Annotated in this window: 26 protein-coding genes; 20 read left to right on the top strand and 6 right to left on the bottom strand. The window is 65.7% G+C overall.

Going from position 1 to position 23,441, the window contains the following annotated elements; genetic code table 11:
* The first annotated feature begins 192 nt into the window (after positions 1-192).
* From AUR65_RS12415 to AUR65_RS12385, 7 genes are all read left to right on the top strand, one after another.
* Positions 193-1,266: a glucose 1-dehydrogenase gene (locus AUR65_RS12415; protein ID WP_058567165.1), complete on the top strand. Its 1,074-nt coding sequence runs from the start codon at positions 193-195 to the stop codon at positions 1,264-1,266.
* Complete coding sequence (gfcR, locus tag AUR65_RS12410) at positions 1,263-1,895, top strand: transcriptional regulator GfcR (RefSeq protein WP_058567164.1); 633 nt, start codon at positions 1,263-1,265, stop codon at positions 1,893-1,895. The genes AUR65_RS12415 and gfcR overlap by 4 nt, the downstream gene beginning before the upstream one ends.
* A gap of 84 nt (positions 1,896-1,979) precedes the next feature.
* A complete protein-coding gene (locus AUR65_RS12405; protein ID WP_058567163.1) occupies positions 1,980-2,324 on the top strand; it encodes a glutaredoxin family protein in 345 nt (114 codons plus the stop codon).
* A 166-nt stretch (positions 2,325-2,490) separates the two neighbouring features.
* On the top strand, positions 2,491-3,057 hold the full coding sequence (locus AUR65_RS12400) for a DUF7110 family protein (RefSeq protein ID WP_004043858.1): 567 nt from the start codon (positions 2,491-2,493) through the stop codon (positions 3,055-3,057).
* A gap of 137 nt (positions 3,058-3,194) precedes the next feature.
* Positions 3,195-4,172 (top strand): phosphoadenosine phosphosulfate reductase family protein, encoded by a 978-nt coding sequence (locus AUR65_RS12395; RefSeq protein ID WP_008092707.1) that lies wholly within the window; start codon positions 3,195-3,197, stop codon positions 4,170-4,172.
* Positions 4,173-4,295: 123 nt separating this feature from the next.
* The gene (locus AUR65_RS12390) at positions 4,296-5,249 is read left to right on the top strand and encodes a phosphoadenosine phosphosulfate reductase family protein (RefSeq protein WP_058567162.1); all 954 of its coding nucleotides are present in this window, start codon (positions 4,296-4,298) and stop codon (positions 5,247-5,249) included.
* Positions 5,250-5,324: 75 nt separating this feature from the next.
* Positions 5,325-6,035, top strand: coding sequence for a diphthine--ammonia ligase (locus AUR65_RS12385; protein WP_058567161.1), 711 nt, complete (start codon positions 5,325-5,327; stop codon positions 6,033-6,035).
* Between the two features lie 44 nt (positions 6,036-6,079).
* Here AUR65_RS12385 and AUR65_RS12380 read toward each other — a convergent pair whose 3' ends face one another.
* On the bottom strand, positions 6,080-7,048 hold the full coding sequence (locus tag AUR65_RS12380; protein ID WP_058567160.1) for a sugar phosphate nucleotidyltransferase: 969 nt from the start codon (positions 7,046-7,048) through the stop codon (positions 6,080-6,082).
* A gap of 114 nt (positions 7,049-7,162) precedes the next feature.
* Between AUR65_RS12380 and AUR65_RS12375 the strand changes: the two genes are divergently transcribed.
* Complete coding sequence (locus AUR65_RS12375; RefSeq protein ID WP_058567159.1) at positions 7,163-7,462, top strand: transcriptional regulator; 300 nt, start codon at positions 7,163-7,165, stop codon at positions 7,460-7,462.
* 50 nt (positions 7,463-7,512) lie between these two features.
* On the opposite strand, the gene AUR65_RS12370 is transcribed toward AUR65_RS12375, so the two are convergent.
* The 3 genes from AUR65_RS12370 to AUR65_RS12360 all read right to left on the bottom strand — a co-directional run bounded on the left by AUR65_RS12370 (position 7,513) and on the right by AUR65_RS12360 (position 9,417).
* The gene (locus tag AUR65_RS12370; RefSeq protein ID WP_058567158.1) at positions 7,513-8,187 is read right to left on the bottom strand and encodes a type 1 glutamine amidotransferase domain-containing protein; all 675 of its coding nucleotides are present in this window, start codon (positions 8,185-8,187) and stop codon (positions 7,513-7,515) included.
* Positions 8,188-8,289: 102 nt separating this feature from the next.
* Positions 8,290-8,856: a hypoxanthine/guanine phosphoribosyltransferase gene (gene hpt, locus AUR65_RS12365; RefSeq protein WP_008092696.1), complete on the bottom strand. Its 567-nt coding sequence runs from the start codon at positions 8,854-8,856 to the stop codon at positions 8,290-8,292.
* A gap of 159 nt (positions 8,857-9,015) precedes the next feature.
* Positions 9,016-9,417 (bottom strand): hypothetical protein, encoded by a 402-nt coding sequence (locus AUR65_RS12360; RefSeq protein ID WP_058567157.1) that lies wholly within the window; start codon positions 9,415-9,417, stop codon positions 9,016-9,018.
* Between the two features lie 537 nt (positions 9,418-9,954).
* Here AUR65_RS12360 and AUR65_RS12355 point away from each other — a divergent pair.
* The 12 genes from AUR65_RS12355 to AUR65_RS12300 all read left to right on the top strand — a co-directional run bounded on the left by AUR65_RS12355 (position 9,955) and on the right by AUR65_RS12300 (position 21,314).
* Positions 9,955-10,383 carry an NAD-binding protein gene (locus AUR65_RS12355; RefSeq protein ID WP_058567156.1) on the top strand — a complete coding sequence of 143 codons (429 nt, stop codon included), beginning with the start codon at positions 9,955-9,957 and terminating at the stop codon, positions 10,381-10,383.
* Between the two features lie 3 nt (positions 10,384-10,386).
* The gene (locus AUR65_RS12350; RefSeq protein ID WP_058567155.1) at positions 10,387-12,588 is read left to right on the top strand and encodes a universal stress protein; all 2,202 of its coding nucleotides are present in this window, start codon (positions 10,387-10,389) and stop codon (positions 12,586-12,588) included.
* An 89-nt stretch (positions 12,589-12,677) separates the two neighbouring features.
* Complete coding sequence (locus tag AUR65_RS12345; protein ID WP_058567154.1) at positions 12,678-13,157, top strand: Lrp/AsnC family transcriptional regulator; 480 nt, start codon at positions 12,678-12,680, stop codon at positions 13,155-13,157.
* A gap of 168 nt (positions 13,158-13,325) precedes the next feature.
* Positions 13,326-14,420 (top strand): monovalent cation/H+ antiporter subunit E, encoded by a 1,095-nt coding sequence (locus AUR65_RS12340; protein WP_058567153.1) that lies wholly within the window; start codon positions 13,326-13,328, stop codon positions 14,418-14,420.
* Entirely contained in the window at positions 14,420-14,710 is a 291-nt protein-coding gene (locus AUR65_RS12335; RefSeq protein ID WP_058567152.1) for a cation:proton antiporter, read from the top strand. Before AUR65_RS12340 ends, AUR65_RS12335 begins: the two co-directional genes overlap by 1 nt.
* Before the next feature lies 1 nt (position 14,711).
* The gene (gene mnhG, locus AUR65_RS12330) at positions 14,712-15,029 is read left to right on the top strand and encodes a monovalent cation/H(+) antiporter subunit G (protein WP_058567151.1); all 318 of its coding nucleotides are present in this window, start codon (positions 14,712-14,714) and stop codon (positions 15,027-15,029) included.
* Between the two features lie 2 nt (positions 15,030-15,031).
* Complete coding sequence (locus AUR65_RS12325; protein ID WP_058567150.1) at positions 15,032-15,568, top strand: DUF4040 domain-containing protein; 537 nt, start codon at positions 15,032-15,034, stop codon at positions 15,566-15,568.
* Positions 15,565-16,029 (top strand): MnhB domain-containing protein, encoded by a 465-nt coding sequence (locus AUR65_RS12320; protein WP_042662264.1) that lies wholly within the window; start codon positions 15,565-15,567, stop codon positions 16,027-16,029. The genes AUR65_RS12325 and AUR65_RS12320 overlap by 4 nt, the downstream gene beginning before the upstream one ends.
* Positions 16,026-16,385, top strand: a complete 360-nt coding sequence (locus tag AUR65_RS12315) for a cation:proton antiporter subunit C (protein ID WP_042662265.1) — start codon at positions 16,026-16,028, stop codon at positions 16,383-16,385. The genes AUR65_RS12320 and AUR65_RS12315 overlap by 4 nt, the downstream gene beginning before the upstream one ends.
* Positions 16,378-17,856, top strand: a complete 1,479-nt coding sequence (locus tag AUR65_RS12310) for a monovalent cation/H+ antiporter subunit D family protein (protein WP_058567149.1) — start codon at positions 16,378-16,380, stop codon at positions 17,854-17,856. The genes AUR65_RS12315 and AUR65_RS12310 overlap by 8 nt, the downstream gene beginning before the upstream one ends.
* The gene (locus AUR65_RS12305; protein WP_058567148.1) at positions 17,857-19,572 is read left to right on the top strand and encodes a cation:proton antiporter; all 1,716 of its coding nucleotides are present in this window, start codon (positions 17,857-17,859) and stop codon (positions 19,570-19,572) included.
* Positions 19,572-21,314, top strand: a complete 1,743-nt coding sequence (locus AUR65_RS12300; protein WP_058567147.1) for a Na(+)/H(+) antiporter subunit D — start codon at positions 19,572-19,574, stop codon at positions 21,312-21,314. Before AUR65_RS12305 ends, AUR65_RS12300 begins: the two co-directional genes overlap by 1 nt.
* Before the next feature lie 24 nt (positions 21,315-21,338).
* Here the strand turns inward: AUR65_RS12300 and coaBC are convergent, their stop codons facing one another.
* Together coaBC and AUR65_RS12290 are read right to left on the bottom strand one after the other, a co-directional pair.
* A complete protein-coding gene (coaBC, locus tag AUR65_RS12295) occupies positions 21,339-22,496 on the bottom strand; it encodes a bifunctional phosphopantothenoylcysteine decarboxylase/phosphopantothenate--cysteine ligase CoaBC (protein WP_058567146.1) in 1,158 nt (385 codons plus the stop codon).
* A 90-nt stretch (positions 22,497-22,586) separates the two neighbouring features.
* Positions 22,587-23,366 (bottom strand): FAD-dependent oxidoreductase, encoded by a 780-nt coding sequence (locus AUR65_RS12290; protein ID WP_058567145.1) that lies wholly within the window; start codon positions 23,364-23,366, stop codon positions 22,587-22,589.
* Positions 23,367-23,441: the final 75 nt, after the last annotated feature.

The raw sequence follows: 23,441 nt of genomic DNA, 5'->3' as shown, positions 1-23,441 counted from the left end.
GGGCACGGGATATCGGCCTCGGTGCGGTTCAGGCACGGGTTCGGCGAGCGCCGGCACGGTTGGGCTGGACAGGCTGGTCCGCGCGGTGCGGTTCGTCATGGGCTGGTGCGACGACGCAGGGCGCTCACCGTGGCTGAATTATTTACTCATCATAGAATAAGTCTTTTGGTGGGGTGGTGCATTGGTGGGGGTATGAAAGCAATCGCCGTCAAGCGCGGGGAAGACAAGCCGGTCGTCATCGAGAAGCCGCGACCGGAACCCGACGCCGGGGAGGCGCTCGTCCGAACGCTTCGGGTCGGCGTGGACGGGACGGACCACGAGGTCATCGCCGGCGGCCACGGCGGGTTCCCCGAGGGCGAAGACCACCTCGTGCTCGGCCACGAGGCGGTCGGCGTCGTCGTCGACCCGAACGACACCGAACTGGAGGAAGGCGACATCGTCGTGCCGACAGTCCGCCGCCCGCCGGCGTCGGGGACGAACGAGTACTTCGAGAAGGACCAACCCGACATGGCCCCCGACGGGATGTACGCCGAGCGCGGCATCGTCGGCGCGCACGGCTTCATGTCCGAGTACTTCACCAGCCCGTCGGACTACCTCGTCCGCATCCCGCGCTCGCAGGCCGAACTCGGCTTCCTCATCGAGCCCATCTCCATCACCGAGAAGGCGCGCGAACACGCCTACGCGAGCCGCTCCGCGTTCGACTGGAACCCCTCGTCGGCGCTCGTCCTCGGCAACGGGAGCCTCGGGCTCCTGACGCTCGCCATGCTGAGAGCCGACGACAAGGGCTACGAGAACCTCTACTGCCTCGGTCGGCGCGACCGCCCCGACCCGACTATCGACATCATCGAGAAACTCGGCGCGACCTACGTCGACTCCCGCGAGACGCCGGTCGAAGAGATTCCGGGCGCACACGAGGACATGGACTTCATCTACGAGGCGACCGGCTTCCCCAAACACGCCATCCAGTCGGTGCAGGCGCTCGCGCCGAACGGGGTCGCCGCCCTCCTCGGCGTTCCGAGCGACTGGGAGTTCGAGGTCGACGCCGGCGCGTTCCACCGCGAGATGGTGCTCCACAACAAGGCGCTCGTCGGGAGCGTCAACTCCCACGTCAAGCACTTCGAGGCCGCGACCGTGACGTTCACCAAGCTCCCCCGCTGGTTCCTCCGCGACTTAGTCACCGGCGTCCACCCGCTGTCCGAGTTCGAAGCAGCATTCGAAGACGACGACACCACTATAAAAACCGCCATCGAATTCGGTACTGTATGAAGAACGTCGACGACCTCATCGCCAGCGCGGCTGAGCTCGCGGACCGTGGCCTCTCGAAAGGCGAGATTGCCGACGAGCTGAACGTCTCCCGCGAGACCGCCAGCTGGCTGGTCGAACGGAGCGGCGCGGCGACCGAACCCGAACCCCGTGCGGAACCCGAGGGCCCCGACGACATCCACGTCGATTGGAACGCCATCGGGAGCGGCGGCAAGCGCCTCACGTACGTCGGGCGCGCGCTCGCCGACCTGCTCATGGAGACGAACGGCGAGGCCGACGTGACCGTCGGTATCGAGAAGGCGGGCGTCCCCCTCGCGACCTCCGTCTCGCGCGAACTCGAAACGACCCTCGCCGCCTACTCGCCCGCGAAACACCAGTGGGACGAAGGCGACATCGAGGACCTCGGCGGCGGCTTCTCCCGGAACTTCTCGCCCGTCGAGGGACGCAAGTGCTTCATCGTCGACGACACGGTGACGAGCGGCACGACCCTCCGCGAGACCATCGACGCCATCCGCTCCGAGGGCGGCGAGCCCCTCGCGTGCGTGGTCATCGTCGACAAGCAGGGCGTCGAAGAGATTGACGGCGTCCCCGTCCACTCCCTCATCAACGTCGTCCGCGTCGGCGAGCAGTAAGCCGTCGTCACCGCCGGCACAGCACGGCGGCACCGACCCGACCGCGACGCAACTCCTTTGTCCGCCCGGCCGTTACTTGGGAGCATGACTTTCCAACCGGAGAGCCTCGACCCCGAGGAAGTACAGTCCCGCGTCGACGAGGCGGTCGGGAACAACCACGTCGTCCTGTTCATGAAGGGCAACCGCCTGATGCCGCAGTGCGGCTACTCCGCGAAGGCGGTCGACCTCATCTCTCAGTACGTCGACGAGTTCGAGACGGTCGACGTGCTGCCCGCGCTCCCGCACTACCGCGAGGCGCTCAAGGAGAAAAGCGACTGGGAGACCATCCCCCAGACGTTCGTCGACGGCGAGTTCGTCGGCGGCAGCGACATCCTCGAAGAACTCGACGAGCGCGGCGACCTCGAAGCGACGCTGACCGGCGCGAACTGACCCCCGAAGCGTCCCGACAGACCGCCGGACCGCGGCCCGACGCCGACTTCTTATCTCTCGCCTAACGAGAAGGGGAGGCCATATAAGCCTCGAACTCGTACATGCACACAGGTATCGCCATCCGGGTGCGCCCGCACCGTGGCTCTCGTCGATACCGAAGCCAACAATGTCAGGCCGCGTATATCGACTCCATTCGACGTTGGAACTGCCACTCGAAGACGTGATGGACTACTTCGAAAACGACCCAGAACTTCCGCCTGAGGTCGAGAACGTAGACATCACCCGCCGAAACAACACTCTCATCATCAAAGCCGTCTCCGCCGACGACAACCTCAGCAAGTACACGCCGACGGCCCAGTTGAAAGCGAGCGTAACGGAAAACCGCGTCTACGAAGAAGAGCCACCCCGCGCGGGTGCGCCCAACTGGGGAGATGAAGAAGAAGAGGAGATTCCCTCCGAACTCGTCGAGTTCGCCTGCTTCAAAGGCGACCTCGAAACCGTGCTCCAGAACACGGCGCTCCAGTACCCGATGTTCCTCGTCCTCCGCGAGATTGCGATGCTCTCGGAGAAGGGGACGCTGACCGCGATCACCGAGGAAAGCGACGAACTGCAGGCGACGCGCATCGTCGAAGGCGAGGTGCGTGCCGCCTCCGTCGAAGTCGTCGAGAATCCCCAGCAGAACGGTTCCTCGGACAGCGGAATCAACTGGCGCGACAACAAGTTCATCTCCTAAACGCGTCGTATCTCCTCATCCCGTCACCGCCGAGCCACGTGAGTCAGCGGCCCAAATCGTGTTCGGCGGTATCACGCGTCACACTAGTCCTCGGGCAAAAAGCATTTACACCGCCTAATTAGATGTAATTACACATCATGTCGGAAGCCGAATCCTTCCCGGACTACCTCGACGTCGACTACACCGACGGCGAAGGTGAGACGCCGGAGGACTACCCGAGTATCGAGGACAAAATCGAGAAGGCCATCGAGGTCACGAAGCAGGGTCTCGAGCAGTACGAGAACCCCGCCGTGATGTGGACCGGTGGCAAGGACTCGACGCTCACGCTCTACTTCATCAAGGAGGTCGCAGAGCGCTACGACCTCGAAGTCCCGCCGGCAGTCTTCATCGACCACTACCAGCACTTCGACGAAATCATGGATTTCGTCAAGCACTGGGCCGACGAGTGGGACCTCGACGTCATCTGGGCGCGTAACGAGGACGTCGGCGCGTACGTCGACGAAAACGGCCTCGAACCCGGCGACGACATCCCGGTTTCCGAACTCTCGGAGCACAACCAGCACCACATCCGTAACATCCTCGAGTACGAGGAGGACACGTTCCCGTTCCTGCTGGACACCTACGTCGGCAACCACCTGCTGAAGACCGTCGCGCTCAACGACACCCTCGAAGAGTACGACATCGACGGCGTCATCTCCGGCGTCCGCTGGGACGAACAGGAGGCCCGCGCCGACGAGACGTTCTTCAGCCCCCGTCACAACCCCGACATCTACCCCCCGCACGACCGCATTCAACCCATCCTCCAGTTCGAAGAGAGCGCCGTCTGGGACGCCTTCTGGTACTTCGCGGTCCCGGACACCGTCGAGAACTACCCCGAGGACGGCTACGTCCCGACGAGCGACACCGACCTCCCCGAGGGCGTCACGCAGGAGGACGTGCCCGTCTCGCCGAAGTACTTCGCCGGCTTCCGGAGTCTCGGCAGCGAGGTCTCGACCGACAAGTCCGCCGAGGAACCGGCGTGGCTGCAGGACATGGAGAACACGACCGAGCGCGCGGGCCGCGCCCAGGACAAAGAGGACCTGATGGAGCGCCTGCGCGACCTCGGCTACATGTGAAGTCGGCCGAAATCTGACGCGAACATCGCGCCGCGGCCACTTTTTCGCGGACTCGATTCCGACAGCGACAGCGACTGTCTCGCATCGGAAACAGGGATATCCTCCGCGAGCGACGCCTGTCGTATGAGTCTCACGTTCCCCGACTACCTCGACCTCAACTACGCCGACGGCCGCGAGGGGACCGCCGCCGACTACCCGACGCTCGAAGACAAACTCGAAAAAGCGGTCGCAGTCACTACGACTGCGCTCGAACAGTACGAGCGCCCGGCCGTGATGTGGACCGGCGGCAAGGACTCCACGGTCGTCCTCTACGTCGTCCGCGAGGTCGCCGCCGACATGGGCGTCCCCGTGCCGCCCGTCGTCTTCATCGACCACTTCGAGCATTTCGACGAGACCGAGGCGTTCGTCCGCGAGTGGGCCGACCGCTGGGACCTCGACCTCGTCGTCGCCCGCAACGAGGACTTCGCGCGCCTCGGCGCGTCGCCCGGCGACGAGATTCCCCTCTCGGCGCTCGGCGACGACACCCGCCGCGAACTCGACCGCCTCGGCTACGAGGGCGAGACCGTCGTCCTCGACGCCGACAGTTTCGAGGGCAACCACCTCTTGAAGACCGTCGCGCTCAACGACACCCTCGAAGCGCGCGGTTTCGACGGCGTCTTCTCGGGCGTCCGCTGGGACGAACAGGAGTCCCGCGCCGACGAGACGTTCTTCAGCCCCCGCCACGACTCCGAGAAGTACCCGCCGCACGACCGCGTCCACTCCATCCTCCAGTTCGAGGAGACCGACGTGTGGGCGGCGTTCTGGAACTACATCGTACCCGACTCGGTCGAGGGCTACCCCGCGGGCCACGTCCCCACGTCCATCGACGACCTCCCCGACGGCGTCGAACCCGCGGACCTGCCCGTCTCGCCGAAATACTTCGAGGGCTACCGCTCGCTCGGCACCGAGTCCGGGTCCGCGAAGTCCGACGACCGCCCCGCGTGGGTGCAGGACCTCGGCGCGAGCGCGGAACGCGAGGGGCGCGCACAGGACAAAGAGAACCTGATGGGTCGGCTTCGCGATTTGGGCTACATGTAATCACGGGGGTCGATCGAAACGAGTCCGCGGCGCGCACACCGTAGCGCCTAACTCCTCCAACACGCTATCGCCTCCATGACATCCGAGTGGGTCAGCCTCTTCTCCGGCGGAAAGGACTCCTCGTGGGCGCTCTACCGCGCGCTCGAAGCGGGTCTGAACGTCACCCGCCTCCTGACCGTCCACCCGAGCGACGACTCGTACATGTACCACGTCCCGGCGACCGACCTCGCCAGTCTCGCCGCCGAAAGCACCGGCATCGAACTCGTCGAGGTCCACCCCGGCGACCTCGAAGCGACCGACGCCGACGACTCGGGCGCGCAGGGCGACGCCGAACTCGAACCCCTCGAAGCGGCGCTGTCGGACCTCCAGTCGGAGATCGACCTCGCGGGCGTCACCGCGGGGGCCATCGAAAGCGAGTTCCAGACCAACCGGATTCAGGCGATGTGCGACCGCCTCGACATCGACCTGTTCGCCCCGCTGTGGCAGGAAAACCCCCGCGAACTCGGCGACGCCATGCTCGAGGCGGGCTTCGAAATCACCATCATCCAGGTCGCGGCCCACGGCCTCGACGAGTCGTGGCTCGGCCGGACGCTCGACGCCGACGCGCTCGACGAACTCGAAGCGCTCAACGAGCAGTACGGCGTCCACATCCTCGGTGAGGGCGGCGAGTTCGAGACGCTCGTCACCGACGGCCCGCACATGGACCGCCCCATCGAACTGGAGTACGAGACGGAGTGGGAGGGAACCCACGGCAGACTCCGCATCACCGACGCGTACCTCGGCTGAGAAAAAGCGCCCGAGGTCCGAGTTGCGGTTCGAACCGAACCGCGTTACTGGCCGTTCGTCAGCCGCGAGTGCGCCCCGATGAGGGCGTTCGAGAGGTCGAGGCTCTCGATGTGCGTCTCCTCGTCGACGATGGAGCTTTTGAGCTCCGCGTTTCGGATGACCGCGCCGGGGAACACCACGGACTCTTCGAGGACGGAGTCTTCGACCACCGCGTTGGCCATGACGTGGACGTTGGTGCCGACTTCGGTGTTCGTGAGCGTCGCCGACTCGTGGACGAAGTTCTCGCCGTCGAGGTACCACGCCACGGCGTCGAGGTAGCTCTGGGGCGTGCCGATGTCGAACCACGCGCCGTCGAACGTGTAGGCGAACACGTCGCCGTTCTGCTGGAGCCACTGCATGAACCAGCCGGGCTCGTCGGGGTTGTTGTCACCGGAGAGATACTCGTCGAACTTGGGCAGGTCGTCCGCCGGGAAGGCGTAGCAGGCGATGGAGACGAGCGTGCTCTTGGGGTCTTCGGGCTTCTCCTGGAAGTTGATGACGCGGTCGCCGTCGAGTTCGACGAGACCGTAGGACTTCGCGCGCTCTTTGTCACCCACGTCGTAGGCGGCGAGACACGGCTCGTTTTTCTCGTAGAAGAAGTCCACGAAGTCGCCCACGTCGAAACTGATGAGGTTGTCACCCGCGATGACGACGAGGTCTTCTTCGACCTCCTCGCGGTCGATGAGCTGGGCGAGTGCGCCCACGACGCCGAACTTCTCGTCTTCTTCGCTCGTGTCTTCGACCGACAGCGTCGGCTTTTCGAACGGCGACTCGTCGATGTACTCCTCGAACGCACCGGCGAAGCGCTCGTTCGTGCTCACGAACACCTCCGAGACCCGGTCGTCGGCTTCCAAGTCTTCGAAGATAGTGTCGATGACCGTCTGGTCACCCACGGGCAAGAACATCTTGGGTCGATGTTTGGTAATCGGCCACAGACGCGTCGCGTAACCACCGGCAAGGACGACTGCCTTCATACACCCCAAATCCCCCCACGTGGACAAGGCCTTTTTGCATCCTCTCTATCTTGCTGACATTTTTTGACGCGAGGCGGCGCAAGGGATTTTCCCTTCGACTCCCAATCGAGCGATATGACCACCCGGGAGTCCGACACCACGGCCCGCCAACGCATCGCCGACGCCCTCCGCGACGACCCCGCGACGGCCTCCGAACTCTCGTCGAGCGTCGGCGTCTCGGTGTCGTCGGTGTACGGCCACCTCCAGCACGTCGCCCGAACGGTCCGCGGGGAGGACGGCGAGCAGTTCCTCGTCGCGCCGCCGGAGTGCAAACACTGCGGCTTCACCGCCTTCGACGACCCCGTGAACTACCCCTCGCGGTGTCCGGAGTGCCGAAGCGAGGGCATCGAAGAGGCCGTGTTCAAAATCGAGTAACTCGATGCAGTCGCGCCGAGTCGCGACCGAACTATCAGCGAATTTCGGTTCTACAGTTCGTCTAAGAGCGTCTGCGCCGCCGCGGCCGAGGAGCCGGGACCGCGCGCGGTGATGAGGTCGCCGTCGACGGTGACGCTGGTGTCGCTGTCGAGTTCGGCGTCCCAGACGCCGCCCGCGGCCTTCACCTCGTCTTCGACCCAGTACGGGAGCTTTCGGCCGTCGGGCATCAGGTCGTTCTCGTCGACGATGCCCTCCTCCCACTCGTTGGGGAAGCCGGTGACCTCGCGGCCCTCGACGAGGAACGAGCCGTCGGCCTCGCGGGTGAACCCGAGGATGCCGACGGCGTGGCAGACGACGAGCGCCTTCGAGCCGTCGCCGGCGACCGCCTGCAGGAGCGCCTGTCGGGCGTGTCGGTCCTGATTTACGTCCCACGCGGTGCCGTGACCGCCGGGGAACACCACGGCGTCGTACTCGCGGGCGTCGACCTGCGCAATCGGTTCCGGGTCCTGCAGTCGCTCGTCGTTCTCGTGGACCTCGACGACGCGCTCGGCGAGTTCCTCGCCGACCTCGTCGGGGTCGATAGAGCGCTCGTCGACGACCGGCGCGCCGCCCGTCGGCGTCGCAACCGTCACGTCCACGCCGGCGTCGGTCAAAGTCGTAAGCGGCTCGATGCACTCTTCGCCCCAATAGCCGTCTTCGCTGACGATGAAAAGCGCCGATGTCATCGCTCCCGGGTACGGACCGGTCACAAAAAGGCCCCGCGGAGGCGGAAATCCGCGGAAGCGAGCGACGCGACGGTGAGGCGTCGCGGCCGCGTGTTCGTCGACTCAGTCGTCGCCGTGTTCGTCGACGATGACGACTTCGCCGTCTTCGACGGTCACGTTGATGAGCGTCTTGACGTGGTGGTCCGAGTCGTCGAGTTCGTTCGGGCCGGCCTTCTTGATGATGGCGACGGTGTCGACCACGTCCGCGCCGATGTGGTCGAGCGCGTCGAGGACGGCCTTCATCGTGCCGCCGGTCGAGAGCACGTCGTCGAGGACGAGCACGCGGTCGCCCTCGTTCACGTCGTTGATGAACATGTCGCCCTCGGAGTAGCCCGTCTGCTGGTGGAGCGAGACCTCCCCGTCGAGGCCGTACTCGCGCTTGCGGATGACGACGAGCGGGATGTCCGTCATCAGCGAGACGGCCGTCGAGATGTGGATGCCCATCGCCGCGGGCGTGACGATTTTATCGACGTTTTCGAGGTTCGCCTTGCGGATGATCTTGATGACGATCTCGCGGAGGAGCCCCGGCTTCAGCATCGGAACCCCGTCGCTGATGGGGTGGACGAAGTACTCGTAATCTCCTTTTTCGATGATCGGCGCGTCGAGGAGAGACTGCCGCAACTGGTCCATGGCGCTCGTTCCCCCGGTCGGGCATAAAATGTGGCGGTTCGAAGCCTCACGGACACGCCGACCCACGCCGTGCGGTATCGCCTACCGCGCTCGAAGGCCGCAGAGCGCCACCGCTCTCCGGCCGGGTTCTCGGCTCGGAGCGCGACGCTCCGAGGGCGGTTACATCCCGCCGAGAAGTTGTGACGCGGTCTTCACCAGCGGCTCGACCGTCTCGTCCGGTTCGACGAAAAGCAACATGCCGCGGCCGCCGCAGTAGACCTGCAACACGCCGTAGCCGTCGCGTTCCTCGAACCGATACTCGACGCTGTTTTGCACCGGACTAAGCCCGGAGAACAGTCCGCGCTCCATGAACTCGCGCCGAGTCTCCTCGGCAAGCGAACTCAGGTGCGTCACGAGTTCGCCGCGGCTCCCGAAATCCTCTCGGACGGCCTCGCCGACGTGGAACAGGTCGAACGCCGTCGCACCGTAGACGGCGACCAGAGAGACTGCCCCCTTCGCAGTCCCCCGGAGCGCGTCCATCGCGACCTCGCTGTCGGGTCCCGGTCCGTTGACGGATGCCATCCGTGACGGGTCGATTATCATTCGTTTCCCCCCTTGCCCTGACGCTGCGCGTCTCCCTGCCCGGAGCGCGCGCCTGGACGTATCATGAGTGTCCGAATGCAAGTCAGTATTATAAATTTGAGGGTCACACTATAGGTAATAATGAAATACCGGCAAATCAGGCGGTAGCGGCCCTGACACCTGCGTCTGGTGTGAAATATGAGTTTCTGATTTCGAGTCCGGTCTCGAGGAAGGCGTTTCGACCCACATGGCTAGTAAGAACCGTTGAAAAACATGTTCGTGGGCGCTAGAATCCATAATATCTTTAATTTTTGTTAAGTACTTCTGCCCATATTTCAGTTATCTCGCCCCAAAACCAACAGACGGCGTCGCAATTCAGGTGCAGTTCCCGCTCACCCAGTATCCGAGGACGCTTCAACAAATATCGTCGCTACATTTTGTCGATTAGCTACAAAATCCGATTGAAATATATGCGTTCGTCCCATAGGTAGTGTGAGTGACCGAACGCTGCATCCAGCGTGAGTCACCACCATACCCATGATACACCAACCACTCGTACTCGGTGGAGAGCACGCGGGTCGCGCGCTCGCCGAGCGACTGCTCGAGGAGTACGAATCCGTCACGTTCATCGACGAGAACGAGGCAGTAGTCACCCACGCAATCGAACGCGGTATCGACGCGCGAGTCGCGGCGTTCGACGAGCCACAGTCCCTCCGAGCCGCGTGGAACGCAGACGCGGACGCGGTCATCGTCGTGGGACGAATCGACCCGACGAACCTGCTTCTCACGCAGGCCTCGCGGACGACGTTCGACGTCGATCGGGTCACAGTACTCGTTAACGACCCGCAGAACACGGACGTGTTCGAGGACCTCGGTGTCGAAGTGATATGCGTCACGTCGCTCGTCACCGACATGGTCGTCGGGTCGCGCGCCGAACCGGCTGGGGACGCGCGGGCGGGTGGATAACCCGTGGAAAAGACGCTCGAACGAGACCTCGGTCTCTTCTCGGTGCTCGCGATCAGTATCGGGGCGATGGTCGGCAGCGGAATCTTCATTTTGCCGGCGCTTGCGGTCGATATCGCGGGTCCCGCGGTCATCTTGGCGTACTTGCTCGCCGGCGTTCTCGTGCTCCCCGCGGCGCTGTCGAAATCCGAGATGGCGACGGCGATGCCCGAAGCCGGCGGCACCTATCTGTTCATCGAGCGGGGCATGGGTCCACTACTGGGCACCATCGCCGGTATCGGAACGTGGTTCTCGCTCTCGTTCAAGGGCGCGCTCGCACTCGTCGGCGGCGTGCCGTACCTGCTGTTGCTGTTCGACGTTCCCTCCACCGTCGTCACGCCGGTCGCGCTCGCGCTCGCGGCGCTCCTCGTCGTCGTCAATCTCGTCGGTGCGAAACAGACCGGGAGGCTGCAGGTCGGAATCGTCGCCATCATGCTCGTCGCGCTCGTCTGGTTCGTCCTCGGTGGGACGCCGACCGTCGAGTCGACGAACTTCCGCCCGTTCTTCGACGGCGGGGTCGGCGGCTTGCTCGCCGCGACCGGCCTCGTGTTCGTCTCCTATGCGGGCGTGACGAAAGTAGCGAGCGTCGCCGAGGAAGTCGAAGACCCAGACCGGAACATCCCGCTCGGTATCCTCGGGTCGCTCGGGTTCACCACGGTCCTCTACGTCCTCATCGTCGCCGTGATGGTCGGAGTCACCGACCGCGGCGTGCTCGCCGAGAGCGCGACGCCGATGGCACTCGCCGCGGAGGCCTCGCTCGGAACCGCCGGCGTCGTCGCCGTCGTCGTGGCTGCGGTCCTCGCACTGGTCAGTACCGCGAACGCCGGGGTTCTCTCCTCGTCGCGGTACCCGTTCGCCATGAGCCGTGACAAACTCGCCCCGCCGTCGTTATCGACGATTAGCGACCGGTTCGGAACCCCGAGCACGTCGATTACCCTCACGGGCGTCGTGCTGTTGCTTCTCATCGCGTTCGTTCCGCTGCTCGACATCGCGAAGCTCGCGAGCGCGTTCCAGCTCCTCGTGTTCGTTCTCATCAACCTCGCCGTCGTCGCGTTCCGGGAGGGACACGTCGAGTACGAACCGTCGTTCACCTCGCCGCTGTACCCGTGGATGCAGGTGTTCGGCGCGCTCAGCGGTCTCGTGCTCCTCACGCAGATGGGCACGCTCCCGCTCGTCGGCGCGGTCGTCCTCACAATCGCGGGCGTCGTCTGGTTCTTCGCGTACGCCCGGTCTCGCGTCGACCGCGAGGGCGCGGCCGCCGACGCTGTTCGCCAAGAGGTCAGCCGCAACGCGGTCGAACGAGCCGAAGCGGCCATCCAAGCCCACCGCGACGAGTACCACGCCCTCGTGGCGATTTCGAACGACATCTCGAAAGCCAGAGAGCGGGCGCTAGTTCAGGTGGCTTCGACGCTCGCCCGCGCCAACGGCGGACGGGTCACAGTCGCGCGGTTCGAGACGGTGCCGGACCAGACGTCCTTGGCCTACGCGTCAGCGGTCGAATCGCCAGCCGACGTCGAGTTCGAACGACAGACCGACGAGCTCGACGACGAGTTCGGCGTGCCGATACGGTGCGGCACCATCGTCACCCACGACACGCGACACGCGGTCGTCAACTACGCCGCCAATCAGGACGTCGACTTCCTCCTCGTAGAACACCCGACGGGGACAAAACGCGTGAGCGAACGCCTCTTCGGGACCGATACGTCGTGGATTCTCCGTCACGCACCCTGCGAAGCCGGTCTACTCAGAGGCTCCGACCTCGACGGGATTCGAACCGTCGAACTGCTCGCGAGCCAGGGGCCGTACGACCCGACGAAAGTCGCCGTCGCGGACGCGCTGGCGAGCGAGTCCGAAGGCCGAATCCACCTGAGTCACTGCGGGGACACCACCGACTCGGCGGCCCGGCGACGGTCCCTCGAACAGTACAAAGCGGACATCGCCGAGTTGTGTAGCGCTCCCGTCGAGATGGGGACGCTCTCTACGGACGGTGGCCCCCACACCCCGCCGACCGAGAGCGACCTCCTCGTCGTGGCCGCCGACGAGTGGAACGGGCGGTCGGACGCGAAGGCGGTCATCGACGAGTGGAACGGTTCGGTGCTCGCGGTTCACGGTCAGGACGCGACTCGACGCGGGCCGCTCATGCGCGCGCTCGACCGTCAGCTGTTCTGACCTCGGCGGGCGGCTCACCGCTCTCCGTGCGTTCATCGGCGGTTCACGCGACCAAAACACATATTTTCGGGAGCCCCATTGGTCGGCTCATGGCGTCGACATCCATCGACGAGCTCGATAGATACATCCTTTATGCGCTGCAGAAAGACGCGCGACACACGTCGGGAAACGATATCGCGTCGGCACGTAACGTCTCTTCGAGTACGGTTCGAAACCGGATTTCGAAGCTCGAATCGAGCGGGATTATCCGGGGGAGTCACCTCGACATCGACTACGAGGCGCTCGGCTACCAGCTCCACACCATCATCTTCTGTACGGCGCCGATTTCGAAGCGAGAAGAGCTCGCGAAGAACGCCCTCTCGGTCGAGGGAGTCATCTCGGTTCGGGAGATTATGTCCGGCGAGAAGAACGTCCACATCGTCGCGCTCGGTCGGAACAGCGACGACCTGAGTCGCATCGGGCGCGAACTCAGCGATATGGGCTTCGAGATTGCGGAAGAAGAGATAATCCGCAACGAGTACACCTGCCCCTACAGCCCGTTCGCCGGAGACTCGACGAACGAGGCGTAACCCCGGATGCCGACGCCGTTTCGACGGTCTCGATTGGACACCGCGACCCGCGTCTGACCGTCGGATAGCGGAAAGGGTTTTGCTTGGCTTTCGCTACAGACACGTAGTACCAATGAGCCAGTATCGAACGTCCCGACGAATCGTCCGGTCCGACTTCGGAGGTGGCTGATGCCCGATACGAGTTCCCGAATTCTCGTTCCGGTCGGAGAGTCGTCCACGTTCCGGAACACCGTCGCATACGCGGTCCGCGAGGCGCGGCGCATCGCCGCGGAGACCGGCGAAGAATCGACCGTTCACTTCGTGTACCCCGTCCGGTGGCAACTGGTCGACGAGAGCGAGCGTTCGGCGGCCGACGCCGTCGCCGACACCCTCGAACGGGCGCGCGTCTGGGCGAACGACGACCTCGACTACGACGACGACGGTGACCTCGCCGCCGAGGACGTCTCGGTCTCTATCGAGACCGCCGTCGTCGGTGAGGACCGATACCTCTTTTCACCGAACGATTTCGCCGAAGTACTCCTCGAGTACGCTCGTGACCGCGGCCTCGACCGCATCGTCCTCGACCCGGAGTACCAACCCGGCGGGAGCGCTCCGATGCTCCAGCCGCTCGAGTTCGAACTCGCGCGGTCGGGGTTAGTGGTCGAGGAAGCGCCGGTCGACCGCGTCGTCGAGCGCGGCCGGCTTCCCAGCCGAGCGAACGTCTCGAAGGCCCTCGCGATGTTCGGCGTCTCGTTCGGATTCTACCTCCTCCTCGCGGGCGTCTTCGACACGTTCAACCTCGTCACCGGCGCGGTCTCCGCCGGCGTTGTGACGGCGGTTTTCGCACGCATCTCGTTCGTGAACACGCCGTCCGTGACCGGAACCGCCGCCCGGATTGCCCGCTTTCTCCTCTACGTTCCCTACCTGTTGTGGGAAATCGTGAAGGCCAACTTCTCCGTGGCCTACATCATCCTCCACCCGGACCTCCCCATCGACCCGGAGATGCAGCGGTACCGCGCGGCGATTTGGGGCGACCTCTCGGTGACGACCCTCGCGAACAGCATCACGCTCACGCCGGGGACGCTGACCGTCGATATGGACCGGGACAGCCTTATTATCCACTCGCTCACCGGCTCCGCCCGAGACGGACTCGCGGGCGGCTCACTCGAACGCGCCGTTCGGTTCGTCTTCTACGGACGCTCGGCGGCGCGCATTCCGACGCCCGCCGAGCGCGGGACGATAGCCTCGTGGACCGACGACGACCAAACGGACGGTGATGAGTGATGGTGCTCGGACAGCTCTCGACGTTCGAGACGGTGTTACTCGGTGCCGCGGGCGCGTTCATCACGTTCGCGGTCGTCCTCCTGTACCGCGTCGTCCGCGGACCGACGATGGAAGACCGCGTCATCGCGATCAACGCCATCGGGACGAACACGGTGGTCGTGTTGGCACTCGTCGCCGCGGCGTTCGGTCTCTCCGGGTTCCTGGACGTCGCGCTCGTGTACGCGCTCTTGAACTTCCTCGCCAGCATCGCCATCTCCAAGTTCATCGTCGAGCGCGGGGGTGTCCTCTGAGATGACGCCGCTCGAATATCTCATCGTGGGGCTCGTCCTCGCGGGCGTCTTCTTCAGTTTCGTCGCGGTCGTCGGAATCATCCGACTGCCCGACCTCTACACCCGCGCCCACGCGACTTCGAAGAGCGATACGCTCGGAACGGTACTCTCCCTCGGCGGCATCGCGCTCCTGTTCGGCGCGGAGGTCTCCGCCGTCAAGACGGTCTTGCTTCTGTTGTTCATGCTCATCACCAACCCGACGGCCGCTCACGCCATCGCACGGGCGGCCCACGACCAAGGTATCGAACCGTGGACCGCGAGCGATGAGGAGGGCGACTAAACGTGCAGCTACTCCTCTACGGGGTGTTGCTGACGTTCGTCGTCTTCGCCGCGCTCGCCGTGGCCTTCCTCCGAGACATCCTCAGCGCGATTATCGCGTTCGCCGGGTTCAGTTTCGGCGTCGCAATCGTCTACATCCTCCTCAGAGCGCCCGACGTCGCGCTCACGGAAGCGGCCGTCGGGGCGGGTGTCACGACGGTGCTGTTCCTCTTGGCAATCGTCCGGACGGTTCGTCCGGGAGGGGACCGTCTCTTCGAGCGCGTCGCGTGGGGCCCCGCGATAATCGCGACCGGTCTCGTGGGCGTGTTGCTCACGACGGTTCGGTCGCTCCCCACCATCGGCGACCCGAACTCGCCGGTCGCGAGCTCGGAGATCACCCGGTACTACCTCGAAAACGCCTATCCGCAGACCGATGTCGAAAACGTCGTGACGGCGATTCTGGCCGCCTACCGTGGGTTCGACACGCTCGGAGAGGCCGCGGTCGTTCTCGCGGCGGGGCTCGCAGTTCTCGTCGTCCTCCGCAAGGAGGTGTACGTATGAGCGCCGCCGACGGCTCTCTCAGCGCGTACGTCGAGAGTACGATTATCATGACGACGGTTCGCGTCGTGAGCCCGTTCGTGTTCACCTTCGGGCTGTTCGTCATGTTCCACGGCGCAGAGTCCGCCGGTGGCGGGTTCCAGGGCGGCGCGATTGTCGCGTCGAGCATCATCATGCTCGCGTTCGCGTTCGGTATCGAGCCGACGCGCGAGTGGCTCGACGACAGCGTCATCCGGCTCCTCGTCGGCGTCGGCGCGACGACGTTCGTCGGTATCGGCATCGGCGCGCTCGCGTTCGACGGGGCGTTCCTGGAGTACGCCGCCTACGGAATCAGCCACGGCGTGAAGTACGGTATCGAACTCGTCGAACTCGGTATCGGCGCAATCGTCGCGGGCGTTATCGTCTCGCTGTTCATGAACCTCGCGGGTGGATTCAACCACGACTCCGGAGGTGACGACGCATGATGGACCTCCTCACGACGCACTACAACTACGTCGCGAGCATCCTGCTGTTCGGCATCGGACTCTACGTCGTCATGGGCAGTCCGAACCTCGTCAAGAAGATTATCGGTATGAACATCTTCCAGGTCGGAATATTCCTGTTTTTCGTGACCACCGGGTACGTCGACGGCGGGGCTCCGCCCGTGGTCGGTCACGGCGAGGAGACGTTCGTGAGCCCGCTTCCGCACGTGCTTATCCTGACGGCTATTGTCGTCGGGGTGAGCCTGACGGCAGTCGCGCTCGCGCTCGTCATCCGCATCTACGACGGCTACGGTTCGCTGGACGAAGACGTCATCAAGGAGGTGCAGGTCGATGACTGACGCGCTCGTCCTCCTCGTGGTCGTCCCCATCGCCGCGTCGCTGTTCCCCGTCGCTCTCGGGGGGCGGTTCGAGCGAATCGGTTGGTTCGTCGCGGCCGCGATGGGCCTCGTCCACCTCGGACTCTCCGCGACCGTCGCGGCTCGCGTTCTCGAGGGCGGCTCCATCTCGTACGCCGTCGGTGGGTTCGAACCGCCGTTCGGTATCGAACTCGTCGCCGACGGCGTCTCCGCGCCGCTGCTCGTGCTCGTGTCGCTTTCGACGCTCGGCGTGCTCGCCTACGCCCGCCGCGCGGGGCCGCACTCGAACGCGTTCTACAGCGAACTCGCGCTGCTCACGGCCGGTATCTCCGGCGTCTTCGCGACTGCGGACGTGTTCAACCTGTACGTCTTCCTGGAGATTACGGGGCTCGCGACCTACGCCCTCGTCGCCAGCGGTCGGTCGCCGAGGGCGGCGCTGGCGAGCCTCAAGTACCTGTTCGTCGGGACCATCGGCGCGTCCCTCTACCTGCTCGGCGTCGGGTACCTCTACATCATGACGGGGACGCTCAACATGGCGGACCTTACCGGAGCGGTCGCGTCGGTCGGCTACACCTCGCCGGCGATACTGACGAGCTTCGGGCTCATCGTGACGGGCCTCCTGGTCAAGGTCGCCGTCTTCCCGCTGCACACGTGGCAGCCCGGTGCCTACGCCGAGTCGCCCGACACCGTCAGCGCGTACATCTCCGCGCTCGTCTCGACGGCGGCCGCGTACGCACTCGTCCGCATCATCTACGCGGTGTACACGACCGAGTTCCTCGACGCGGTCCCGCTCGCCGGCGACGCCCTCGTGGCGCTCGCGTCGGTGAGTATCGTCGTCGGGGCGGTCCTCGCGGTCATGCAGTCCGACCTCAAACGGATGCTCGCGTACTCCTCGGTCTCGCAGTTCGGTCTCGTCGTCGCCGCAATCGGCCTCGCGAACGAGACGGCGCTCGTCGGAGCGGTCGTCCACCTCGTCGGCCACGCGGTGATGAAAGGCGGGCTGTTCCTCACCGTCGGCGTATTCGCCACCGGTCTCGGCGTGCGGACGGTCGAGGACTTCGCGGGGCTCGCCGCGAAGGCACCGGTATCGAGCGCGGCGTTCGCCGTGCTCGCCTTCTCGATGGTCGGCATCCCGCCGGCCGTCGGATTCGTCGGGAAGTGGAACATCGTCGTCGGTGCGGTCGAAGCCGGCGCGTGGCCGGTCGCGGCCGTCGTCGTGGTGAGCACACTGCTCACGCTCGCGTACTTCGGCCGGGTTATCGAGCGAATGTACTTCACCGCGCCCGAACCCGAGGCGGACGCCGTCTCGACCGACGGCGGAAACGACACCGTGGAAGTGTCGTTCGGCATGCGCGCGGTCGTCGTCGTCTCGGCGGTCGCCGCGGTGGTTCTCGGCGTTCTCGGCTCCGACCTCATCGCCGTCGTCCAACCGGTACTGGAGGTGTACTTTTAAATGACAGACGTCCTATCACTGAGGCCGCTCGCGGCGGTGCTAGCCGCGGCGGTCGGTATCGTCACTATCGTCGCATCGAGACGCAGCCCCAACGTCAGAGAGGGCTTCACCGTTCTCTCTGCGGTCTCCGCGCTGGGTATCGTCGCGAGCATGGTTCCGGGGGTTCTCAACGGGACGACGTACGTCACCGACCTCGGGACGTTCGTCCCCGGGGTTCGGTTCGTCCTCCGGGCCGACCCGCTCGGGATGATATTCGCCCTGCTCGCGAGCCTCCTGTGGCTCATCACGAGCTTCTACAGTATCGGCTACATGCGCGGGCTGGACGAACACGCCCAGACGCGGTACTTCGCGGCGTTCGCGGGGAGCGTCAGCGCCGCCCTCGGCGTCGCGTTCGCCTCGAACCTCATCGTCCTGTACGTCTTCTACGAGCTGTTGACGGTGGCGACGTACCCGCTCGTCACGCACGACGAGACCGACGAGGCCCGAAAGGCCGGTCGGAAATACCTCGCGTACACCTTCGGTGGCGGGGTCGCCGCCCTCGCCGGGACGGCGCTCGTGTTCTGGACGACCGGGACCGTCGAGTTCTCCGCCGGCGGCATCGCCGCGCTCGCGAACGCCGACCCCGTCGTCGCGCGGGCCGCGTTCGCGCTGCTCGTCACGGGATTCGGCGTGAAGGCCGCGCTCATGCCGGTCCACTCGTGGCTTCCCGACGCGATGGTCGCCCCGACGCCGGTCTCCGGGTTGCTCCACGCCGTCGCGGTCGTCAAAAGCGGTGTGTTCGGTATCGCACGCGTCATTCTCGACGTGTACGGTCCCGACGCCGTCGGCTCGCTCGGAGTCGGCCTTCCGCTGGCCGCGGTCGCCGCGTTCACCATCGTCGTCGCGAGTATCATCGCTCTCCGACAGGACAACCTCAAACGGCGGTTGGCGTACTCGACGGTCAGCCAACTCTCGTACATCGTTCTCGGGTTGGCCTTGCTCTCCCCCGCAGCGCTCGTCGGTGGGCTACTCCACATCCCCGCCCACGCGTTCATGAAGCTCACACTGTTCTTCTGTGCGGGCGTGATTCACGTCGAGACGCACACCGACGACATCAGCGACATGGCTGGAATCGGCCGACGGATGCCGCTGACGATGATCGCGTTCACCGTCGCGAGCCTCGGGATGGCCGGCCTGCCGCTGGTCGCCGGGTTCGTCAGCAAGTGGTACCTCCTCATCGGGAGCATCGAGGCGGGACAGACGGTCTTCGTGTTCGTGCTCTTGGCGTCCGGCCTGTTGAACATCGGCTACTTCTGGCCGGTCATCTACCAGGCGTTCTTCCAGACGCCGGAGGACTCGGACGCGAAGCCGCTCATCGAGTTCCCCATCGGCGGCGTGCGAGCAGTCACCGACGGCGGGTCGAAAGACCCGGTCGCCGAGGGTGAGCAGTACGCCGTCGACCGGTACCCGAGCGACCACGTCGCCGTGGCCGACGGCGAATCCGACCACTCCGCCGCCGCGACCGGCGATGAGTCCGACCACGACCACCACCACGGCGGTGCGCCCGCCGGCGGGTGGGAACGTCGTCGACTCGGCACCGAGAGCACGTGGTTCATGATGGCCCCGATTACGATTGCCGCGGCCGGTGCAATCGTCCTCGGGGTCGTTCCCCAGACGGCGGTGTTCCTCGCGCTCGTCCAGCGCGTCGTCGCCGACGTGACGGGGGTGGTGTTCTGATGTCGACAGCGACACTCCTGCCGCCGGCGTTCGTCGTGCTCGCGGTCGCGCTCGTCATGCCGTTCGTCTCGCGTCGGGTCGGGCACGCGCTGGGCGTGCTCTCGACCGGCGGAGTGGCCGTCTGGTCGCTTCTCGCCCCGGCCGGCGCACACCTCCCGGTGACGTTCCTCGGCTTCGACGCCGTGTTGTTCAACGTCGACGAGTTCTCCCGGTTGATGGGGATTATCTTCGGCCTCATCGGCGCGGCCGCCGTCCTCTACTCGTACTCGTCGGCCGCGCGGAACGTCCAGACGGCCTACGCCCTCGGCTACGTGGGGACGAGCCTCGGCGCGGTCTTCGCCGGCGACTGGCTCACCATGGTGTTCTTCTGGGAGCTCATGGCGGTCACGAGCACGCTTCTCGTCTGGGACTACGGCGGGAAAGCGGTGCGTGCGGGCTACCGCTACGCGATTGCCCACGGACTCGGCGGCAGCCTGCTCATGGGCGCTATCGTCTGGCACTACGTCGAGGTGGGGTCGTTCCTCTTCTCGGCGACCGACGGTATCGCGGCCGGCGTCCCGGCCGCGCTCGCGGCGCTCGGTATCGGCGTCAACGTCGGGTTCGTCGGGCTGCACACGTGGCTTCCCGACACGTATCCGCGTCCCCACTTCGCCGCGAGCGTCTTCCTGTCGGTCTACACGACGAAGACCGGGGTCTACGGTCTCGCTCGCGCGTTCCCCGACGGGAACCTCCTAATCGCGTACATGGGGACCGCGATGGCCGTCGTCGGCGTCGGCTACGCGCTCATGCAAAACGACATGCGGCGGCTCTTGGCGTACCACATCCAGTCGCAGGTCGGGTACATGGTCGCCGGCGTCGGTATCGGCACGGCGCTCGCGACCGCCGGCGCATTCGCACACGTCTACAACCACATCCTCTACAAGGCGCTGTTGTTCATGACCGCCGGCGTCGTCCTCTCGCGGACCGGCGAAGAGAACCTCAAGTACCTGGGGAACCTCCGCGGGGCGTTGCCGGCGACCGCGCTCGCGTTCACCGTCGCCGCCCTCTCGATTAGCGGCTTCCCCGGATTCAACGGGTTCGTCAGCAAGGGCATGATTACCGCCGCCGCCCACAAGGAGCATCTGGACGGCATCTTCTATCTCCTCCTCGCCGGAGGCGTCGGAACGTTCATGTCGTTCATCAAGTTCGGCTACTACGCGTTCTTCCGCGATGCGGACCGCGACTGGTCGCTCGACCGCGCTGGGACGGGCCAGTCGGTCGCGATGCTCGGCGTCGCGGGGCTCTGTGTCGCCTTCGGGCTGTACCCCGACGCGCTGTTCGCGATACTGCCCGGAAGCACCGCCGACGCGCACCCCTTCACGCTCAGCCACCTCGGCGAAGGGTTCGCGCTCGCCGTTCTCGGCGTCGTCGGCTTCGTGGTCGTGAAGAAGCCGCTGTCGAAAGTCGGCGACGTGCCGGACGTTGACACCGTGTTGAATCCCGCCGTCTTCTACGGCACCCGTGGACTCGTTCGCGGCGCGACCGGCCTCTTCGCCGCCGTCGACCGCGTCGTCTCGGCCGCGGCCTACGACGTCGCGGGTACGATTGCGAATCCGTACCCCGCGCTGCGTCGGGTCGCCGGCGGCCTCGGTCGGTCCGAGGCGGACTCGATTACCGTCGGGAGCCTTCGCGCGACGATTGCGACGAGTATCGCGCTCGTCGTGTTGATACTCGGCGGCGTGCTCGTCGGACTACTCGCGTAGTCCCGAGCCGCCTCGGGTCGTTTTTTACGAGAGTTCCGGTTTCAGTTCGTCGGCCACGCGAGCGCCGAGTCCGTCTTTCGACCCGACGTACTCGCTCGTCTCGTCGTCGCGGACGACGAGCGCGCGGGTCTCGTCCGCGCCCATCACGGAGGCGTCGTTGGCGACGACGAACGCGAGGCCGACGCGGTCCATGATGCGGCGGGCTTCGCCGACCATCGCCTCGTCGTCGCCGGTCGTTTCGGCCTTGAAGCCGACGATGGGGAGGTCGGGGTTCGACTCGCGGACGGTGTCGATGAGCTTCGGCGCGGGTTCGAGGTCGAGCGTGCGCGCCTCGCCGGAGCGAATCTTCTCGTCGACCGCCTCGACGGTGAAATCGGAGATTGCGGCCGCGGAGACGAGCGCGTCGGCGTCGGCGTCGACCGCGGCCTCGACGGCCTCCAGCATCTCGGCGGCCGACTCGACGGCGAGCACGTCGGCGTAGTGCGCGTCGTCGCCGTCGTGGACGAGCGTCACGTCCGCGCCGCGAATCGCGAGCGCGCGGGCGACGGCGCGGCCCGTTCGACCGGAGGCGCGGTTCGAGAGGGTTCGGATTGGGTCGATGGACTCGGTCGTCGCGCCGGCGGTGACGACGACGGACTTCCCGGCGAGCGTCTGTTCGGTCGTCGCTTTCGCCACGCCGGTGACGATGGCCTCCTCGGTGGCGATCTTCGCCTTTCCTTCCTCGATGCGCGGGTCGACGAACTCGACGCCCCACGACCGCACCCGCTCGATGGCGTCGAGGACGCCGGGGTGGTCGTACATGGGTTCGTGCATCGCGGGCGCGACGACGACCGGGACGCCCGCGCCGAGGGCAGTGGTCGCGGTGGTCGTCACGGGAGAGTCGTCGACGGCGGCGGCTATCTTGCCGACCGTGTTGGCCGTCGCGGGCGCGACGAGGAACACGTCGGCCCAGCCGTCGCGGCCGCAGAGTTCGACGTGTTCGACGCGGCCGGTAATCTCGGTCACAACGTCGTTGTCAGTAGCGAACTCGACCGCCCACGGGTGGATGATTCCCGTCGCGGCGTCGGTCATCACCGCGCGGACCGACGCGCCCCGGCGGCGGAGTTCGTGCGCCAACTCGACGACTTTCACGGCCGCGATACTCCCCGTCACCCCGAGCGCGACGTTCACACCTTCGAGCATTCACTCGTCTCTGCGCCCGCTATCGGTTAAAAGGATTCGCGTCCACGAGCGGGACCGGCGGCCGGTCCACCCGCGGTGTGAGTGGTTCGGCTACTCGTCCAGTCGGCCGAGTTCGTCGTCGACGAGGCTCGGGTGAGTACGCTGGGGCTCCTCGTGGGGTTCGGCGAAGAACTCGCGCATGACTTCGCGGGACTCGCGCTCGCGTCGGTCGCGCTCGTCGGCGTCTATCTCCTCGCAGGCCGGCGGCACCTCGCGGCCGCGGTCGGTGAAGTAGCCGGTCGGCGCGACCCAGTCGTTGTAGAACGCCGTCCCCGAGTCGTGGACCAGCGTGATGGCCGTCTCCGCGGCGTCGCCGGCGGCGACGACAGCCTGGTGGTAAATCTCGGTCAGTCGCCCCGCGGCGTAGATGCCGGGGACGGCGGTCCGGCCGAGGTCGTCCACGTCGACGTAGGTCTTCGACCCGGCGGCCCGGAGGTCGACGCCCGTGTCTTCGAGATAGGACGCGTCGGACCACGAGGCCGCGACGACGCGGGACGCCTCGATGGTCTCTTCGCCGTCGTCGGTCTCGACGGTCGCGCGGAACAGCGGGTCCTCGTCGTCGCCGAGCACGACGAGGTCGGTCACGCGACCGGCCAGTCGGTCCGCGCCGTTTCGGTCCGCCTGTTCGGAGAGGAGGTCGGTGAACAGTCGGCTGTTGACGCCCGCGGGGAAGCCGGGGACGTTTTCGAGGTGGGCGTTTCGGCGAACGATTGGCTCGTCGTCGTTGACGACGAGAGTGTCGAGGTCGGCGCGGGCGAGGAACGTCGCGGCGGTGAGGCCGGCGACGCCGCCGCCGACGACGAGCGCGTCTCGTGGAGTCGTCTCGCTCATATCGTCCGATAGCTCAGCGGCGAGTAAAACCGTGCGGATGTCGCTGAAGTCTGCCGAATTTCCGTCGAGCGGCGC

It is taken from the genome of Haloferax marisrubri (assembly GCF_001469875.2).
Taxonomy (GTDB): Archaea; Halobacteriota; Halobacteria; order Halobacteriales; family Haloferacaceae; genus Haloferax; species Haloferax marisrubri.
Note: the sequence above shows the minus strand (reverse complement) of the source record. Positions and strands in the feature narration are given on the sequence as shown.